Below are 19,298 nucleotides of genomic sequence, written 5' to 3'. Positions count from 1 at the left end.
ATAAAGATGAAAATGATCAGTAAAATAGCTAAGGCTTCATTAGGACTGGTATTTTTAGGTTCATCATCAGTTTTTGCGCAAAGTCTTGCCGACGCCAAAAAAGCTATTGACGCCGAACAATATCAGAAAGCAGAGTCGATGCTCAAAACGCTTACTACAACTCAGCCAGCTAAAGATGAAAATTTCTTTTACCTGGGTTGGGTGTACATTAAACAGGACTATTCTGATTCGGCGAAAGTCGTTTTCAATAAAGGTATTGCCGCAAATCCAAAATCAGCATTAAATTATGCCGGTTTAGGCGCTGTTGCCCGCTTAGATAAGGATAATGCAGGCGCTACAACTAACTTTAACCAGGCTGTGGCTTTGGCAGGTAAGGATGCAAAACCTTACACTTATGTAGGTTTATCATATTTGTTACCTACAACTACCGATAAAAAAATTGCACCTGCTGATGCGGATGCTGCTATTGCAGTTTTAACTAAAGGAAAAGCCATCAATGCAAAAGATGTTGATTTGCTTATCGCTTTAGGTGATGCTTACCGCTCGGTATTAAAAAGTAACGAAGCTTATTCAAACTATTCCGACGCTTCTACGCTTGACCCTAAAAATCCGGCTGCCAAAGTTGCAACCGGTGTATTGTATAAATTTGCTAATAACTTTGATGGTTCTGAGCAGCAATTTAAAGATGCATTGGCTATTAATGCAAACTACGGCCCGGCTTACCGCGAATGGGCTGAAACCGATTTGCGCTGGTCTTTAACAGATCCTAAGATGGCTTCTGCTAAAATTAAAGAAGCTGTTGATCATTACAAACAATACCTGAGCTTAACAGATCAGTCAGTTGAGTCACAAATGCGTTATGCCGACTTCCTGATCCTTGCAGGCGATTACAAAACCTTGCAACAGGTTACAACTGATCTTTCAAAATCAGCAGGCAGCAATGCAAGGGTTTATCGTTATCTGGCTTATGCTGCTTTCGAAAACAAAGATTATCAAAATGGTTTAACTGCGATTAACACATGGTTCCAGAAAGCTGATCCAAAACGTATCATACCTCGTGATTATTTATATCAGGGCCGTTTGCAAATGGCTACAGGTCAGGATTCAATAGGTATTAACACCCTGAAAAAAGCTTTAGAGCTTGACAGCACTCAAACTGATGTTTACGGTGAAATTGCTAAGGCATTATATCACCAGAAAAAGTATGAGCAGGCAGGTGATGCTTACCGTCAGGTTACTTTGAAAGCTGGCCGTAACGTGAAATTGACTGACTATTTTTACGAAGGTATCAGCTACTATTTTGGTTATGACGAAAAGAAGCCAAATGCCGATTCACTGCTTGTAAGGGCCGATTCAGCGTTTAGCTATGTAAACCAAAAAAGCCCAACTACGGCTGATGGTTACCTATACCGTGCTTATGTTAACGATATGAAAGAAAAAGATCGTAACAACATTAACGGTTATGCTAAACCATTTTATGAAAAATACATTGAGCTGGTAACAGCGAAAGGTGCTGCAGATGATAAAACTAAAAAGAGCCTGGCTAATGCTTATGCTTACTTAGGTACTTACTACGAGTACAAAGAAAAAGATGATGCAAAAGCAACTGAAAACTTCACTAAAGCGCGGGAAAGTGATCCTACCAACAAACAGGCGGTAGCGTTCTTTCAACGCAAAGGCGGAGCAGGTAAAAGCAAATAACATAAACTTTAATTGATATAAGGAGGCCTCTTGAAAAAGAGGCCTTTTTTATTTGCGTGATTTGCAAAATTGATTTAATGAACCAATTCAGTTATCAAGATTGGTAATGAATTGCAGAAATGATTAATAACCTTATAAATCACACTTTTTTATTATTAAGGCATTAGTATATTTGCAGCATGGAAGCACAAAGTTTACCGGTTAATTATTTACCCATCATATTTCAAATGTTGGTGGCTTTAGGGTTTGTGGTAACAACAATGTTTGTAACACACAAAATAGGTCCTAAAAGAAAAACAAAAGATAAACTGACCCCGTTTGAATCGGGTATTGAGGTGGTGGGTAATGCCCGTACGCCAATCTCTATTAAATATTTCCTTGTAGCCATTTTGTTTGTGCTGTTTGATGTCGAGGTTATTTTTATGTACCCCTGGGCGGTAAATTTCAAAGCTTTAGGTACTACCGGCCTTATTGAAATGTTCATTTTTATGGCTACGCTTTTGCTGGGTTTTATCTACGTAATAAAAAAGGGCGCTTTAGACTGGGATTAATTAAATGTGCAGATTTCGGATGTGCGAATATGCAGATGAAGGAGTTCTTTTAATTCTGAAATTTAATAAATCATCTGCACATTTGAAATTTGCATATCTGCACATCAAAGGATTAGGGAATTCTTTTTTAGATTGATTCTAAATATAGTCCCTGCAAGCCTATAGTGTACATTTTACATCGTTATTATTGTAAATTTGCTCCCATTATCCACATTTAGTGGACGATGATTTTTCTATCAATTTAGTTCAATGAGTGATATTCAATTAGTTGATGCCCCCGCCGGAGTTGAAGGCGCCGGGTTTTTTGCTACCTCGCTTGATAAAGTAATAGGTATAGCACGCTCAAATTCATTGTGGCCTTTACCCTTCGCCACATCATGCTGCGGTATCGAATTTATGGCTACTATGGCATCTCACTATGATCTTTCGCGTTTTGGTGCCGAGCGTTTGAGTTTTTCACCGCGTCAGGCCGATTTGCTGATGGTTATGGGTACCATAGCTAAGAAGATGGCGCCTGTGTTACGCCAGGTTTACCTGCAAATGGCCGAGCCTCGTTGGGTAATGGCAGTAGGTGCCTGTGCTTCAAGTGGTGGTATATTTGATACTTACTCAGTTTTGCAGGGTATTGATGAGGTGATTCCGGTTGACGTTTATGTACCCGGTTGCCCTCCGAGGCCTGAGGCTATTATTGATGGTTTTATGAATATTCAGGAACTGGTTAAAACGGAATCACTGCGTCGCAGAAACGAACCTAAGTACCAGGAGTTATTAGCTAAATACGGGATTCAATAATGGCCGCTATACCTAACGAAGACATAGTAAAAGCAATAGGCGATAAATTTGCCGACGCTGTAACAGTTATAGGTGAACCTTATGGCTTACTTACTGTTGAAACCGGTCGCGAACAGATCATCGATCTGCTTACGTTTTTGAAAACCGATCCCTCGTTTAAATTTACTTTTTTAACAGATATTACCGGCATTCACTATCCTGAGCAGGAAAAGCAAATAGGTGTAATTTATCACCTGCACAGCTTAACCACCAATACCCGTATCAGGATCAAGGTGTTTTTGGCCGATGGCGATGTGCACATACCAACAGCTACTGTGCTTTGGGAAGGTGCTAACTGGATGGAACGCGAAACATACGACTTTTTCGGGGTTATTTTTGACGGGCACCCGGATTTGCGTCGTATCTTAAATGTTGACGACATGACTGCTTTCCCAATGCGTAAAGAGTTTCCTTTGGAAGACCCTAACCGTGTTGATAAGAAAGATTTCTATTTCGGAAGATAACATACTATAGAATCAAGAAATTGAGAATCGAGAAACAGGAAATCAAGAAGTAAGAATAAGTTTCATCTTGATTCTTGTCTTCCTGATTCCTGACTCTAATTAATAATACTGATGCAAAATCATCCTGTATATACAGATAACGATCCGCAAAGCGAGCTATCAACCCTTAACCTGGGCCCAACACACCCTGCTACGCACGGCGTGTTTCAAAATGTGCTTCAGCTTGATGGCGAACGTATCGTTAGCGGTGTATCAACCATTGGTTATATTCACCGCGCATTTGAAAAGATTGCCGAGCATAGGCCTTTTTACCAGATCACCCCACTTACCGACCGTTTAAATTATTGCTCATCACCTATCAATAACATGGGTTGGCACATGACGGTTGAAAAGCTTCTGAATATCCAAACTCCTAAACGTGTTGATTACCTGCGTGTAATTGTAATGGAGCTTGCCCGTATTGCCGATCACATTGTTTGTAACGGTGTATTAGGCGTAGATACCGGTGCTTTTACCGGCTTCCTTTACATGATGGAGCAACGTGAGGCTATCTATGAAATATACGAAGAGGTTTGCGGCTCACGCCTTACAACCAATATAGGCCGTATAGGTGGTTTTGAGCGTAACTTTAACAGTCGTGCATTTGATAAATTACGTGCGTTTTTAAAGAGCTTTCCTAAAACCCTTAAGGAGTTTGAAGGCTTGTTTAACCGTAACCGGATCTTTGTTGACCGTACACGCGACGTAGCTGCTGTAACTGCAGAAACCGCGTTGAGCTATAGCTGGACAGGCCCGTTATTACGTGCCGCCGGTGTTGATTACGACGTAAGGGCAATGAACCCGTATTCATCTTACGAAGACTTTGAATTTGAAGTGCCGGTTGGCGACAATGGCGATGTTTACAGCCGCTTTTTGGTTCGTAACGAAGAGATGTGGCAAAGCTTAAGGATTATTGAGCAGGCGCTTGTCAAGCTTGATAAAGAACCGGGCGACATTTTCCATGCTGATGTACCTGAATTTTACCTGCCTCCGAAAGAGGAAGTATATAATAACATGGAAGCTTTGATCTATCACTTTAAAATTGTGATGGGCGAAATTCCAACCCCAACTACCGAGGTTTACCATTCGGTTGAGGGCACTAACGGTGAGCTGGGCTTTTACCTGGTTAATGACGGTGGCCGTTCACCTTACCGTTTGCATTTCCGCAGGCCAAGCTTCATCAATTACCAGATGTATGCCCCAATGAGCCGCGGTATGTTATTATCAGATGCTATTATTAACATGAGTAGTTTAAACGTTATAGCCGGAGAGTTAGATGCTTAGAGTTGACGAAGCTCAGGAACCGGTTGAATTTTCGCCGGCACTGATCAGCAAATTTGATGAAATAGTTAGCCGTTATCCGCAGGGTAAACAAAAATCGGGCTTATTGCCAATCCTTCACCTCGTTCAGGCAGAATTTGGCTGGGTAAGCGCACCTGCAATGGATAAGGTTGCCGAATATTTAAGCATCCTGCCTATTGAGGTGTATGAGGTTGCTACATTTTATACCATGTACTTTTTACGCCCGCAAGGTAAGTACGTACTGGAAGTTTGCCGTACAAGCGGCTGCTGCCTGGTAGGCGCCGAGAAGATCATGGATCATATTGAGGAAACCCTCGGTGTAAAAGAAGGTGAAGTTACTCCCGACGGCTTATTTAGCTGGAGAGGAGTGGAGTGCCTTGCTGCCTGCGGTTTTGGCCCGGTATTACAAATTGGCCCTGAATATACTTTTTATGAAAACCTGACCAACGAGTCGGTAGATAAATTGATCAGTGATTTAAAAGCGAAAGCTAAGAATTAAGTTATGGGACGGAAATTACTTTTAGAACATATAAACGTACCCGGCATCAATACTTTTGATGTTTACCGTTCAAAGGGTGGCTATGCTTCTGTTGAGAAAGCATTAAAAACCATGTCGCCCGAGGCGATTGTTGAAGAGGTTAAAAAATCAGGCTTGCGCGGTCGTGGTGGTGCAGGTTTCCCTACCGGTATGAAGTGGAGCTTTTTGGCGAAGCCAGAAGGTGTGGCACGTTACCTGGTTTGTAATGGTGATGAATCTGAACCGGGTACTTTTAAAGACCGTTATTTGATGACCTATATCCCTCACTTATTAATTGAGGGTATGATTGTATCAAGCTTTGCGCTTGGTGCCAATACATCATATATCTACCTGCGCGGCGAAATGATGCCACAGGTAAGGATCCTGGAAAGGGCTATCGCCGAAGCAAAAGCGAAAGGCTTTTTAGGTAAAAATATATTGGGTACCGGTTACGATCTCGAACTTTATGTTCAACCTGGTGGTGGTGCTTATATCTGCGGTGAAGAAACTGCATTGCTGGAATCATTGGAAGGTAAACGTGGTAATCCGCGTATTAAACCACCATTCCCGGCTATTGCCGGTTTATATGGCTGCCCAACCGTAGTTAATAATGTTGAATCAATTGCTGCTGTTGTGCCTATCATTAACGAAGGCGGCGATGAGTACGCTAAAATAGGTATCGGCCGTAGTACAGGTACTAAATTGATCTCTGCAGGTGGTAACCTGAAAAAACCGGGAGTTTATGAAATTGAACTCGGTGTACCTGTTGAAGAATTTATTTATTCGGATGAGTATTGCGGTGGTATCGCCAATGGTAAACGCTTAAAGGCTGTTGTTGCGGGTGGTTCATCAGTGCCAATTTTACCGGCTAACCTGATCCTGAAAACTATCAATAACGAAGCCCGTTTGATGAGTTACGAATCATTATCAGATGGTGGTTTCGTAAGCGGTACTATGCTGGGATCTGGTGGTTTCATTGCTTATGATGAGGATGCCTGTATCGTACGTAATACCTGGAATTTTGCCCGTTTCTATCATCATGAAAGCTGCGGACAATGTTCGCCTTGCCGTGAAGGTACTGGCTGGATGGAAAAAGTATTGCACCGCTTAGAATATGGCCATGGCAAAATGAGCGACATGGACCTGCTGGTTGATGTATCTAAAAAGATAGAAGGAAATACTATTTGTCCGTTGGGTGATGCGGCAGCATGGCCTGTGGCCAGTGCTATCCGCCATTTCAGGGATGAGTTTGAGTGGCATGTAACTAACGCAAGCGAAGCAACTTCAAGAAACTATGGTTTGGCGCATTACGCTGATCCGTTGAAAGTTGTAGAGACTGCGTAAACCCCTCTAAATCTCCCCGGAGGGGAGACTTTAAAAATAAGGCCTCACAAAAGCCCTCCCCCTCGGGAGGGTTGGGTGGGGTTAATTAACAAACGACGTTATTATTAAATGTCAATGAAAGTAACAATAGACGGAATAACCGTTGATGTAGAACCCGGAACAAGCATCCTGAATGCCGCAAGGCAAATAGGTGGCGACATTGTTCCGCCTGCTATGTGCTATTACTCCAAGCTGGCAGGTAGTGGCGGTAAATGCCGTACCTGTTTGGTTAAGGTTACCAAAGGATCTGAAAAAGATCCACGCCCTATGCCTAAACTGGTGGCTTCATGCCGTACCGGTGTTATGGATGGGATGGAGGTACAAAATATCACTTCGCCCGAGGTTGTTGAAGCTCGTAAAGGTGTGGTAGAAATGTTGTTGATCAATCACCCGCTTGATTGCCCTGTGTGTGATCAGGCTGGCGAATGTCACCTGCAAGATTTAGGCTTTGAGCACGGCGCTGCTAAAACCCGCTATGAGTTCGATCGTCGTACATTTGAGAAAATCGATATCGGCGATAAGATCCAGCTGCACATGACCCGTTGCATCCTTTGCTACCGTTGCGTGTTCACTGCCGACCAGATCACCAATACCCGTTTACACGGTATCCTGAACAGGGGCGATCATTCAGAAATCTCTACCTATATCAGCAAAGCGGTTGATAACGATTTTTCTGGTAATGTGATTGACGTTTGCCCTGTAGGTGCATTAACTGATAAAACCTTCCGTTTTAAAAACCGTGTTTGGTTCACTAAGCCAGTTGAAGCACACCGCGATTGCGATAAATGCTGTGGTAAAGTTACCTTATGGTACAAAGGTGAGGATGTGATCAGGGTAACCGGCCGTAAAGATGTTTATGGCGAGGTTGAAGAATTTATCTGTAACACCTGCCGCTTCGACAAAAAGAAAACTGCCGATTGGGTTATTGAAGGCCCGCGTAAGGTATCGCACCAATCAGTGATCAGCGCTAACCATTACGAGTTTACACCACTGCCGGTTGTTAAAACCAACCCGGTATTGCAGGCAGCAAATAAAGACCAATTTGAAAGGGAAACACGCTTATAATGGAAACTGCAGATTTAATATTCAGAATCGTATTGATCGTTGTGATTTTTGCAATCAGCCTGGTTGTGGCTATGTACTCAACCTATGCCGAACGTAAAGTAGCAGCATTTTTCCAGGATAGGGTAGGCCCTAACCGTGCCGGTCCATGGGGTATTTTGCAACCCCTTGCAGATGGTGGTAAGATGTTCTTGAAAGAAGAGATCATCCCAACCAACGCTACCGGCTTTTTGTTCATTGTTGGGCCTTCGCTGGCTATTTTAACCGCTTGTATAGGTTCGGCTGTTATTCCATGGGGATCAGCTATTCAAATCGGCGGTCGTACTTTTGATTTACAGGTTACCGATATTAACGTAGGTGTACTTTACATTTTTGGTGTAGTATCATTAGGTGTTTATGGCATCATGATTGGTGGCTGGGCATCAAATAATAAATATTCGTTGTTAGGCGCTATCCGTGCTGCTTCACAAAATATCAGCTACGAAATTTCGATGGGTTTATCCATCATCGCATTGCTGATGCTTACCGGTACATTGAGCCTTAAAGAAATTGCCGAACAACAGCACGGCTTTCACTGGAATGTTTGGAGACAACCGCTTGGTTTTATCCTGTTCCTGGTATGTGCCTTTGCTGAAACCAACCGCTCACCTTTCGATTTACCTGAGTGCGAAACCGAGCTTGTTGGCGGTTACCATACCGAATACTCATCAATGAAATTAGGTTTTTACCTGTTTGCCGAGTATATCAATATGTTCATCTCATCAGCAGTAATGGCTACTTTATATTGGGGGGGCTATAACTATCCTGGTATGGATTGGGTTGCTGCTCATGCCGGCCCTACTATAGCGCCTATTATTGGTGTTGTTGTATTATTTGGTAAGATTTTCTTCTCTATCTTCTTCTTTATGTGGGTACGCTGGACAATCCCTCGTTTCCGCTATGATCAGTTGATGGACCTGGGCTGGAAGATATTAATACCTCTGGCTATTGCCAACATTGTGCTTACCGGTGTAGGCAGCACATTACTTACACACTTTGGATATTAATCAAATGGAATCATTAAGCAATAAAAGAAAAGTACTGGAAGTTAAGCCTCTTACCTTATTGGAGCGTGCTTACCTGCCTGTTATTGTTGGCGGTTTGGCCACAACAATGAAACACTTCTTCAAAAAGCCGGTAACCATCAGTTATCCCGAAGAAAAGCGCGAGTTTTCTGAAAACTTCCGTGGTATGCACTCGCTTAAGCGCGATGAAAACGGTAAAGAACGTTGCACCGCCTGCGGCCTTTGTGCATTATCATGCCCTGCGGAAGCTATCACTATGACAGCTGCAGAGCGCCAGAAAGGTGAAGAGCATTTATACCGCGAAGAGAAATACGCTGCTGTTTATGAAATCAACATGCTGCGTTGTATTTTCTGCGGTTTGTGCGAAGAGGCCTGCCCTAAAGAAGCTATTTACCTTGACGGAGATATTGTACCTGCCGACTACTTAAGGAAGGATTTTATTTACGGTAAAGACAAATTAGTAGAAGCGCCCTTAAATCAATAAAGAAGTTTTATACCTTTGCCCTGCCTAAAAGGGTAAAGGTATTTTGTAAATAAAAACATGAGTACATTTTACTTCATCGCATTTTTGTCCATATTCTTTTCGATATTGGTAATCTCGGCCAAAAATCCGGTACATAGTATCCTATATCTGATCCTCACTTTCTTTACTTTCACCATCCACTATATTTTGCTTAATGCGCAATTTTTGGCGATTGTAAATTTCATTGTATACATGGGCGCTATACTGGTATTGTTCCTGTATACGCTGATGCTCATCAATCTTAACAAGGAGTCGGAACCTGTAAAGCCTTTCATGGTTAAAATAGCCGGTGTTTTTGGCGGTGGCATATTAGCTGTTGCTGTTGCATCATCGTTAAAACTTATTGGCGCATCAAACCCTGTGTTATTACAAAACCCTGATCTGGGCCTTGTAAAAAACTTAGGTAAAGTATTGTTCAACGAATTTTTATTGCCGTTTGAAATATCGTCGGTATTGTTGTTATCAGCAATGGTAGGCGCGGTATTGTTGGCCACTAAAGAAAAAGAACCTAAAGCAGCATAATGGAAAGTTTAACAAATACAATGCACGCCGTGCCGCTTAATCATTACATATTGTTAAGCACAATCATTTTTGCTATAGGCGTAATGGGCGTATTGATCCGCCGTAATGCTATCGTGATCTTCATGTCGGTTGAGTTGATGCTTAACTCGGTTAACCTTTTGCTTACCGCGTTTTCGGTATACAGGGGTGATGCTACCGGGCAGGTGTTCGTGTTTTTTATCATGGCACTGGCCGCTGCCGAAGTTGCAGTTGGTTTGGCTATCATCGTGATGATTTACCGTAACACCAATTCAATTGATATCAACGTATTGAACAGGTTGAAGTGGTAATGGTTATTTCGGATTTCGGAATTTCAATTTCGGGTTTGTATAACTGATTAGTAATAAAACAAACGTTGTTGCCCCTTTCCCGCAATAGCGATTAGATAATTAAAAACGTATAACGTAACACGTAAAACGTACAACATCGAACATGGATAAATATATCTGGCTTATTCCTATACTACCGTTAGCCGGTTTTGTTATAAACGGACTTGGCCGTAATTCATTATCAAAAAGCGTAATTGGCTTTATCGGCAGCTTGCTGGTACTGGTATCATTTGGTTTAAGTATTGCCGCGTTTTTCCAGGTAAAATCAACTGGTGTAGCCATCAACGTTAACTACTTTACCTGGTTTGCGGTTGGCGCCTTGAAATTCCCTTTCGCATTCCTTATTGATCAGTTAAGTTCAATCATGCTCCTGATCATTACAGGTGTTGGTTTCCTGATCCACCTGTACTCTATTGGTTACATGCATGACGACGAAGGTTTTGGAAAGTTTTTCGCTTACCTCAACTTGTTCGTGTTTTTCATGTTGTTGTTGGTTTTGGGTTCAAACTACCTCATCATGTTTATTGGATGGGAAGGCGTAGGTTTATGCTCATACCTGCTTATAGGTTTCTGGTTTACTAACCCTGACTATGCAGATGCAGCGAAGAAAGCGTTTGTAATGAACCGTATCGGTGACCTTGGTTTCTTATTAGGGATCTTCACCATTATTTATGTTTTCGGCAGTATCCAGTTTGCGGAAATTTTTCCTAAGGCTGCTGTTATGAAATCAGGTACCACTCCGCTATTGTTCATTACTATATTATTATTTATCGGTGCATGCGGTAAGTCTGCACAATTACCATTGTTTACCTGGTTACCTGATGCGATGGCCGGCCCAACTCCGGTTTCTGCTTTGATCCACGCTGCTACCATGGTTACGGCCGGTATCTATATGATCGCCCGCTCAAACATATTCTACACTTTATCTCCGGATACCATGGAGATCATTGCTTATGTAGGTTTGGCAACAGCGCTTATTGCAGCACTTATCGCGTTAACACAAACGGATATTAAAAAGGTACTGGCTTATTCAACTGTATCTCAATTGGGATATATGTTTTTAGGCCTGGGTGTTGGTGCTTATACGGGCGCTTTCTTCCACGTGTTAACTCACGCCTTCTTTAAAGCTTTATTATTCCTTGGCGCAGGTTCCGTGATCCACGCTATGAGTGGCGAACAGGATATGCGTAAAATGGGCGGTTTGAAAGGCAAGATAAGAACTACTTTCACCACCATGATGATCGGTACTGTCGCTATCGCGGGTATCCCGCCATTTGCAGGGTTCTTTTCTAAAGACGAGATCCTGGCACATGCATTCGCTCATAGCCCTATATTCTGGGCCGTAGGCGTATTAACCGCTATGTTAACTTCATTCTATATGTTCAGGATGATGTACCTTACATTTTACGGAAAATTCCGCGGTACACATGAGCAAGAGCATCATTTGCATGAATCGCCTCCAACAATGACTATTCCGCTTATTGTGTTAGCTATCCTCTCAATAGTAGGTGGTTTTATAGGTGTGCCGGAAGTATTACACGGACACCATGAACTGGCACATTTCCTTGAGCCTGTTTTCCATAAATCAAACGAGATTTTGGGCGAGCATCATTTGTCTGAATCGCTTGAGTATGCGTTAATGGGTACGTCGGTAGTACTTGCTTTAGCTGCTATGGCCTATGCCTATGTTAAATATGCTAAAAATGGTAGTGTACCTGTTGCTGATACTGAAGAGCGTCCGGCATTGACCAGCATTTCATATCACAAGTTTTACCTTGATGAGCTTTATGACCTGATTGTTCGTAAACCGCTCGACTGGCTTTCTGACTTCTTCTATAATATCATAGAGCGTTTGGGGATAGATGGCCTGGTGAATGGCATAGGCAGAGGGACAATTGAAACCAGTAAAGGCCTTCGTTTGCTGCAAACAGGTAATGTGGGTTTCTACATATTCATCATGGTACTGGGAATTATTGCGGTACTTCTGTATAGCGTATTTGGATTAACTAAAATATAAACGATAAGCGTTTAGCAACATAAAAATGACCGTTAGTATATTACTTTTTTTGCCAATAGTTGCCGCTGTTATAACTGCCCTGCTAAAAAACGGGATAGCTAAACATGCAGCATTATTTTTCTCTGTTGCCCAACTGGTAATAGCGCTTATATTTTTAAGCAAATTTGTTCCGGATGCATCAACCCAGTTTGTTATTGATGTGCCTTGGATCAGCAGTTATGGAATTTACTTTAGTGCCGGTATCGACGGCATCAGCATGGTGCTGGTTTTACTGACCACGGTGCTTGTACCATTAATTATTTTAACAACCTATCAGCATCAATATAAAAATGAAGGCGCCTTTTATGGCCTCATCCTGTTTATGCAGGCTGGTATGTTGGTTGTATTCACTGCCCTCGACGGATTTTTGTTTTACGTTGGATGGGAAGCAGCATTAATCCCAATCTACTTTATATGTGCTCTTTGGGGAGGCGAAAACCGTATCCGCGTTACTATTAAGTTTTTCATCTACACATTTGCAGGTTCGTTGTTCATGCTGGTTGGTATCATTTACCTGTACCTGCAATCGCCTGATAAAACATTCGACATCCACAATTTCTATAAAATGACTTTGGATGTTAAACATCAGAGCTGGATCTTCTGGGCATTTTTCCTGGCTTTTGCCATCAAAATGCCTTTGTTCCCCTTCCATACCTGGCAGCCGGATACATATACCGAAGCTCCATCAGGTGGTACTATGATGTTGTCAGGTATCATGCTTAAAATGGGTATTTATGGTGTTATCCGATGGATGATCCCTAATGCTCCGCTTGGCTTCTTTCATTTCCAGGTTTTAGCCATAATCCTTGGGGTTATAGGTGTAGTATATGCTTCAATTATTGCCTTTAAGCAAAAAGATGGTAAGCGTCTTGTAGCTTATTCATCAATAGCTCACGTTGGTTTAATAGCTGCAGGTATTTTTGCCTGGAATATTGCCGGTGTTCAGGGGGCCATGATCCAGATGCTGAACCACGGTATCAACGTTGTTGGTATGTTCTTTATCTGGGATGTCATCAGCCGCAGGCTAAACACCCGTGAGATTAGCCAACTGGGGGGTATTGCTAAAGTTGCTCCTAAATTTGCAATTGGTTTTCTGATCATATTATTAGGTACAGTAGGCTTACCGCTTACCAATGGTTTTATTGGCGAGTTTCTTTTATTAAAAGGAGTGTTTGATTTTGGTGCCCATCAATATGGCGGCATTGCACTTGGTGCAGTAGCTGGTTTAACAATTATATTTGGCGCAGTTTACATGTTACGTCTTTATAAAAATGTAATGCAGGGCGAAACCAATCCGCTTACGGCTACTTTCACCGACGTTAGCGGTACCGAAAAGTTTACCTTGTGTTTAATTTGTGTCCTGGTTATTGTATTAGGTATTTATCCTCAGCCTATCCTGCATATCTCTGAAGCTGCGGTAACGCAACTGGTAAATCAGATAGGTTCAAAGTTTACAATGTAGGTTTAAGATTTTAAAGAAAAGAATGAATACTATAATCATCATATCTGTTTTACCTATAGTGCTTTTGTATTTAGGGTTATATAAAGCGCAAAAGGCTTTGCTGCCCGTTACCGTTATAGGCTTACTGGCTGCTTTAGGTTTTGCAATTTGCCAATGGACTTCAAAAGATACAGCTGAGCCGCTTTATACCGGTATGCTGTTGTTCAACAATTTTTCGGTTGTATTTTCAAGTGTTACCATTATATCTACAATTCTGATCCTGTTATTGTCAAAAGGTTACTTTGAGCGCATCAGCAGGCACACCGCCGAATATTATGCTATTATCCTGTTTTCACTGACTGGTATAATCGTAATGGTGTCGTTTAATAACCTCGTGATGCTGTTTATCGGCATCGAGATCATGTCGGTGAGTTTGTATATCCTTGCCGGTATTAAAAAGAGCGATTTCGCTTCAAATGAAGCTGCTTTGAAATACTTTTTAATGGGTGCTTTTTCAACCGGCTTTTTGCTGTTTGGTATGGCCCTGTTATACGGATCGTCAGGTTCATTTAACATTGATACCATCAGGGAATATGTAATTAACCATCCGCATATCGACCCTATGTTTTATACCGGCATAGCACTTATTATAGTAGGTTTATGCTTTAAAGTAGGTGCTGCCCCTTTCCATTTCTGGACTCCGGATGTGTACGAAGGTGCCCCTACATTGATCACTGCCTTCATGTCTACAGTGGTTAAAACAGCTGGTTTCGCAGCATTCCTGCGTTTGTTCTCAGCTTGTTTTCAACCGTTATCTGATTTCTGGACACCGATATTACTTGTAGTTACTATTATCACTTTGTTTATCGGTAACATTACCGCGTTATATCAGCAAAGCTTTAAGAGGATGCTTGCATTTTCAAGTATCTCACATGCGGGTTACCTGTTATTTGCTATTGTATCATTAGGAGCTGCTTCAGGCAATTCGGTATTTGTGTATGCTACTGCTTATTCAATTGCTTCGATTATCGCATTTGGCGGTTTGATATTGGTACAGCAACAAGGCGGAAGCGATAACTTTGAAAGCTTTAACGGTTTGGGTAAAAAGAACCCATTCCTGGCTTTTGTATTAACTGTGGCTATGCTTTCGTTGGCAGGTATCCCGCTTACCGCAGGCTTCATTGGTAAATTCTTCATGTTTTCGGGAGCGGTAAGCCGCTACCATATCGGTTTGGTTATTGTAGCTGTAATTAATGCTATAATCAGTATTTTCTACTATTTCAGGGTTATCATAGCAATGTATTTCCGTGATGGTGAACGTGCCGAACTTACAGTGCCGGTTTACTACAAAGTTGTATTTGCAGTTTCGGCTTTGGCTACAATCCTTATAGGTGTTTATCCCGATCTTATAGCCCGTTTCATATAATCGGTATTCATAACTGCAAATTGATTTAATATTTGTAGTTTTACAGATATAGTGAATGGAAAGTTTTTGGGAATACCTTCAAAATTTAACTGACGCTCAATCCATAATAAGCAGGGGTGGTTTTTATCTCTTGCTTATTGTTGTTTTTGCCGAAACCGGTTTATTCTTTGGTTTCTTTTTGCCTGGCGACTACCTGCTGTTTATGGCCGGTTTGTTATGCGCCGCCGGTAAGGTTGATGTATCTATCACCACACTGGTTCTAGCGTTGATCGGGGCCGGCGTATTAGGCAATTTTACAGGTTATTGGTTTGGCTACCGAACGGGGCCTGTATTGTTCAATAAAAACGACTCGCTTTTTTTCAAGCGCCGCTATGTGGTGCTGGCCAGCGAGTTTTACAACAAGCATGGGGGGATGGCGCTTATTTTAGGGAGATTTTTCCCTATTGTTAGAACATTTGCTCCTATATTTGCAGGAGTTGTTAAGGTTGATATCAAAAAATTTTCGGTTTATAACCTTATCGGCAGCGTAACCTGGGTTTGTGTATTTACTTTAAGTGGTTTTTTTTTAGGGCGAAGGTTCCCTCAATTAAAAGATTATTTGCAATATATTATACTTGGATTGATTGTAGTTACAACAATTCCGCTGGTTATTGCTTACATAAAGAAACAGTTTCGTGAAAAAAACGAGAAAACAGATTAGTTAATAATTTTAATAAAGATAAATGAGTACTCTACATCCATGGCACCAGGTTTCACCAGGTGATAATATTCCTGAAGTAGTAAACGCTATCATTGAAATTCCAAAAGGTTCAAAAGCGAAATATGAAATTGATAAAGAATCGGGCTTGTTAAAGCTTGACCGTGTATTGTTTTCATCTGTAATGTACCCTGCTAACTACGGCTTCATCCCTCAAACTTATTGTGATGATAAAGATCCGCTGGATATCCTTGTACTTTGCTCAATTGACGTTTTCCCAATGTCTATCATCGAAGCTAAGGTTGTAGGTGTAATGCACATGGTTGATAATGGCGAGCAGGATGATAAGATCATTGCAGTGGCTAAAAATGACATGTCGGTAAATTACATTAACGACTTAAATGAATTGCCTCCGCATGCCATGACCGAAATCGTTCGTTTTTTCAAAGATTACAAAAAATTGGAAGGCAAAAACGTAACCATCGAGCATTTGTTAGGCGTACGTTATGCTCATAAAGTGATAACCGAGAGTTTGGAGCTGTATAAGTCGACGTTCCCAGTTTATCAATCATAAAAATAAATGGACCCCGCACATTACGAGATTAGTTTATTTTACATTTTCGCTACCATATTTTTGGTTTTACTCAATGGCTTCTTTGTAGCCGCCGAGTTTGCCATGGTGAGGGTTCGGGGTTCGCAAATTGAAATTAAAGCCAAAGGGGGCAGCGGCGTAGCCAAAGTTGCCCGCGGCATACTGCATAATTTAGATGGATACCTGGCTGCCACGCAGCTGGGTATTACCATTGCTTCACTGGCACTCGGTGTTGTGGGCGAAGAGGTTGCCACCAATCTCGTGATCCGGGCATTCCTGAGTGTGGGGATAACCCTTTCTCAAGGTTATATTACGGCCAGTCATATCCTGGCTTTTAGTTTTATTACCATCATGCATATAGTTTTTGGTGAGCTTGCGCCCAAGTCGCTGGCTATCCAAAAATCGGTACGTACGGTAATGGCTGTTTCTTTGCCGCTGAGATTCTTCTTTGTAGTTTTCAGGCCATTTATATGGGTGCTTAATAATTTTGCCAATTTTATCTTAAGATTACTGGGCATAACTGCTGTTGAAGGTGGTGAAACCCATCACAGTTCTGAGGAACTGCAGTATTTACTTGAGCAGGGTAAAGAGACCGGAGCGCTCGATTCAAATGAGCATGAGCTCATCCAAAATGTATTCGACTTTAACGAGCGGGTGGTGAAAAACATCATGGTACCACGAACCAAGATCTCAGGTGTGGATATCGCCTCAACTAAAGAAGAGTTACTGGATATGATCATCAATGAAGGCTACTCGCGTATGCCGGTTTATGATGATGTAATAGATAAGATCATCGGTATTGTACATGCCAAAGATATTTTACCCTTGTTGGCTCGCAACGAAGAGATCGTTTTAAAAGATATTATCCGCAAGCCGTACTTCATCCCCGAAACAAAAAAGATCAATGACCTGATGGCCGAATTGCAGCAAAAGCGAATTCAGATAGCCATTGTACTTGACGAATTTGGCGGCACTGCGGGTATGGTTACTTTGGAAGATATAGTTGAAGAATTGGTTGGCGAAATCCAGGATGAATATGATGAAGAAAAGCCAATTGTTGAAAAGGTAAATGAACGTGAGTTTATAGTAAATGCGCTTGCATCTATTTATGATGTAAATGAGCATTTACCACATGATTTACCTGAAGACGGCGACTTTGATACCGTATCGGGCTGGCTTGGCGATATCTTCGGAAAGATCCCTGACGTGGGCGAACAAAAAGAATCGAACGGATATAACATTACCGTACTGAAAAAATCTGACCAGAATATTGAATCAGTTAAACTCGAATTACTGATAAATGAAGAAGATACAGTAGATTTACATTAATCTGCTTATCTATAATGCAACTTTTTTACACTCCTGATATTGATGCCTCGCATCCCCAATACTTTCTGAGCGAAGAGGAAAGCAAACATGCTATACGTGTGCTGCGCCTGGAAGCAGGCGATGAAGTGCAGTTGATTGACGGCAGGGGAGGTTTATATACTGCTTTGATTCATGATGCACATCCAAAGCGCACCATTCTTAAAATAACATCGGTAACCACCGGTTTTGAAAAACGGAATCATTACCTCCACATAGCGGTAGCTCCAACCAAAAATATCGAACGCCTGGAGTGGTTTTTAGAAAAGGCTACGGAGATCGGTATTGATGAAGTATCATTGATCGTCACCCAGCGCTCAGAACGTAAGGAGGCCAAGGTGGAGCGTTTAAATAAAATTATCACGGCCGCTATAAAACAATCTCTGAAAGCGTATCACCCGCTATTAAATGAGCCGTTAACGTTAAATCAACTGTTGGATAAACCTTTTGATGGACAAAAATTTATAGCCCATTGCGAACCGGGTGAGAAATTTGCTTTAAGAGACGAAATAACCCGGCAGGGGCGTTATTTAATACTGATAGGTCCTGAAGGTGATTTTGCCCCTGCCGAGATTGATAAGGCTTTACACAATGGGTTTAAACCAGTATCTTTAGGTACAAGCCGCCTGCGCACCGAAACCGCCGCGCTGGAGGCTTGCTTTGAAGTGAACTTTTTAAACAGGTTATGAAAAAGGTAGGGTTAGCATTGGTTGTTTTATTTGTTGCTATAGCAATGAGCAGCTTTGACGCCCCTGCCTATAAAATTGCCCGCCTTAAATACAGTGGCGGCGGCGATTGGTATGGTGACCGTACAGCCTTACCTAACCTTATTAAATTCTGCAACGAAAACCTTAAAACCAATTTTGATGATGATGATGAGGTGGTTGAGGTAGGCAGTGCTTCATTATTTAATTATCCCTTTACTTTTATGACGGGCCATGGTAATGTGATCTTCTCCGATCAGGAAGCCCGTAATCTGCGCAGATACCTTACCGGCGGCGGTTTTTTGCATATCGATGATAATTATGGGCTCGATCAATATATTCGCCCGCAAATGAAGAAGGTATTTCCAGAGCTCGATTTTGTTGAGCTTCCCATTAATCATCCCATTTACCATCAAAAATATGATTTCCCGAACGGCCTGCCCAAAATTCACGAACACGATGGTAAGCGTGCACAGGGTTTTGGATTGATATACAAAGGCAGATTGGTTTGTTTTTACACCTATGAGTGCGATTTAGGCAACGGTTGGGAAGATTATGGTACCTATGCCGGCGATACCCAGGAAGCCCGCCAAAAAGCCCTTAAAATGGGCGCAAATTTAATTCAGTACATTTTCACTCAATAACGGCCGCTTCAGCCCGCAGCCTTTACGCGTCATTTTTTTTCTTTAT

Annotated in this window: 20 protein-coding genes; all 20 read left to right on the top strand. The window is 41.8% G+C overall.

All coding sequences use genetic code 11. The annotated features are described in order from the left end of the window. The first annotated feature begins 6 nt into the window (after nucleotides 1–6). Entirely contained in the window at nucleotides 7–1,701 is a 1,695-nt protein-coding gene (locus AC59JO_RS04405) for a tetratricopeptide repeat protein (RefSeq protein WP_413669371.1), read from the top strand. Nucleotides 1,702–1,880: 179 nt separating this feature from the next. Next, nucleotides 1,881–2,252, top strand: coding sequence for an NADH-quinone oxidoreductase subunit A (locus AC59JO_RS04400; protein ID WP_091217156.1), 372 nt, complete (start codon nucleotides 1,881–1,883; stop codon nucleotides 2,250–2,252). Nucleotides 2,253–2,501: 249 nt separating this feature from the next. Next, on the top strand, nucleotides 2,502–3,044 hold the full coding sequence (locus AC59JO_RS04395) for an NADH-quinone oxidoreductase subunit B (protein ID WP_091175781.1): 543 nt from the start codon (nucleotides 2,502–2,504) through the stop codon (nucleotides 3,042–3,044). Next, on the top strand, nucleotides 3,044–3,547 hold the full coding sequence (locus tag AC59JO_RS04390; RefSeq protein WP_413669370.1) for an NADH-quinone oxidoreductase subunit C: 504 nt from the start codon (nucleotides 3,044–3,046) through the stop codon (nucleotides 3,545–3,547). Before AC59JO_RS04395 ends, AC59JO_RS04390 begins: the two co-directional genes overlap by 1 nt. A 111-nt stretch (nucleotides 3,548–3,658) precedes the next feature. Then, the gene (locus AC59JO_RS04385) at nucleotides 3,659–4,870 is read left to right on the top strand and encodes an NADH-quinone oxidoreductase subunit D (RefSeq protein WP_208864805.1); all 1,212 of its coding nucleotides are present in this window, start codon (nucleotides 3,659–3,661) and stop codon (nucleotides 4,868–4,870) included. Beyond that, nucleotides 4,863–5,387 carry an NADH-quinone oxidoreductase subunit NuoE family protein gene (locus AC59JO_RS04380; RefSeq protein ID WP_090533912.1) on the top strand — a complete coding sequence of 175 codons (525 nt, stop codon included), beginning with the start codon at nucleotides 4,863–4,865 and terminating at the stop codon, nucleotides 5,385–5,387. Before AC59JO_RS04385 ends, AC59JO_RS04380 begins: the two co-directional genes overlap by 8 nt. Nucleotides 5,388–5,390: 3 nt before the next feature. Further along, entirely contained in the window at nucleotides 5,391–6,749 is a 1,359-nt protein-coding gene (gene nuoF / locus AC59JO_RS04375) for an NADH-quinone oxidoreductase subunit NuoF (RefSeq protein ID WP_112575916.1), read from the top strand. A gap of 114 nt (nucleotides 6,750–6,863) precedes the next feature. Beyond that, on the top strand, nucleotides 6,864–7,853 hold the full coding sequence (locus AC59JO_RS04370; RefSeq protein WP_394332327.1) for an NADH-quinone oxidoreductase subunit G: 990 nt from the start codon (nucleotides 6,864–6,866) through the stop codon (nucleotides 7,851–7,853). Further along, nucleotides 7,853–8,896, top strand: a complete 1,044-nt coding sequence (nuoH, locus tag AC59JO_RS04365; RefSeq protein ID WP_497303637.1) for an NADH-quinone oxidoreductase subunit NuoH — start codon at nucleotides 7,853–7,855, stop codon at nucleotides 8,894–8,896. The genes AC59JO_RS04370 and nuoH overlap by 1 nt, the downstream gene beginning before the upstream one ends. A gap of 4 nt (nucleotides 8,897–8,900) precedes the next feature. Then, nucleotides 8,901–9,398, top strand: coding sequence for a NuoI/complex I 23 kDa subunit family protein (locus tag AC59JO_RS04360; RefSeq protein ID WP_091217133.1), 498 nt, complete (start codon nucleotides 8,901–8,903; stop codon nucleotides 9,396–9,398). 57 nt (nucleotides 9,399–9,455) lie between these two features. Then, nucleotides 9,456–9,959, top strand: a complete 504-nt coding sequence (locus AC59JO_RS04355) for an NADH-quinone oxidoreductase subunit J family protein (RefSeq protein WP_091217130.1) — start codon at nucleotides 9,456–9,458, stop codon at nucleotides 9,957–9,959. After that, entirely contained in the window at nucleotides 9,959–10,288 is a 330-nt protein-coding gene (gene nuoK, locus AC59JO_RS04350) for an NADH-quinone oxidoreductase subunit NuoK (RefSeq protein ID WP_090533902.1), read from the top strand. Before AC59JO_RS04355 ends, nuoK begins: the two co-directional genes overlap by 1 nt. A gap of 142 nt (nucleotides 10,289–10,430) precedes the next feature. Continuing rightward, the gene (nuoL, locus tag AC59JO_RS04345) at nucleotides 10,431–12,344 is read left to right on the top strand and encodes an NADH-quinone oxidoreductase subunit L (protein WP_413669367.1); all 1,914 of its coding nucleotides are present in this window, start codon (nucleotides 10,431–10,433) and stop codon (nucleotides 12,342–12,344) included. 25 nt (nucleotides 12,345–12,369) lie between these two features. Further along, entirely contained in the window at nucleotides 12,370–13,845 is a 1,476-nt protein-coding gene (locus AC59JO_RS04340) for a complex I subunit 4 family protein (RefSeq protein ID WP_497303633.1), read from the top strand. A 22-nt stretch (nucleotides 13,846–13,867) separates the two neighbouring features. Next, nucleotides 13,868–15,250: an NADH-quinone oxidoreductase subunit N gene (locus tag AC59JO_RS04335; RefSeq protein ID WP_413669365.1), complete on the top strand. Its 1,383-nt coding sequence runs from the start codon at nucleotides 13,868–13,870 to the stop codon at nucleotides 15,248–15,250. Nucleotides 15,251–15,305: 55 nt separating this feature from the next. Then, nucleotides 15,306–15,950 (top strand): DedA family protein, encoded by a 645-nt coding sequence (locus tag AC59JO_RS04330; protein ID WP_497303631.1) that lies wholly within the window; start codon nucleotides 15,306–15,308, stop codon nucleotides 15,948–15,950. 22 nt (nucleotides 15,951–15,972) lie between these two features. Further along, nucleotides 15,973–16,521: an inorganic diphosphatase gene (locus AC59JO_RS04325; protein ID WP_091217112.1), complete on the top strand. Its 549-nt coding sequence runs from the start codon at nucleotides 15,973–15,975 to the stop codon at nucleotides 16,519–16,521. Nucleotides 16,522–16,527: 6 nt separating this feature from the next. Then, nucleotides 16,528–17,868 (top strand): hemolysin family protein, encoded by a 1,341-nt coding sequence (locus AC59JO_RS04320; RefSeq protein ID WP_413669363.1) that lies wholly within the window; start codon nucleotides 16,528–16,530, stop codon nucleotides 17,866–17,868. Between the two features lie 14 nt (nucleotides 17,869–17,882). Next, complete coding sequence (locus AC59JO_RS04315; protein WP_413669362.1) at nucleotides 17,883–18,593, top strand: 16S rRNA (uracil(1498)-N(3))-methyltransferase; 711 nt, start codon at nucleotides 17,883–17,885, stop codon at nucleotides 18,591–18,593. Next, complete coding sequence (locus tag AC59JO_RS04310; RefSeq protein ID WP_497303627.1) at nucleotides 18,590–19,252, top strand: DUF4159 domain-containing protein; 663 nt, start codon at nucleotides 18,590–18,592, stop codon at nucleotides 19,250–19,252. Before AC59JO_RS04315 ends, AC59JO_RS04310 begins: the two co-directional genes overlap by 4 nt. The last annotated feature ends 46 nt before the right edge of the window (nucleotides 19,253–19,298 follow it).

This window comes from Mucilaginibacter sp. A5337, from assembly GCF_059690695.1.
Note: the sequence above shows the minus strand (reverse complement) of the source record. Positions and strands in the feature narration are given on the sequence as shown.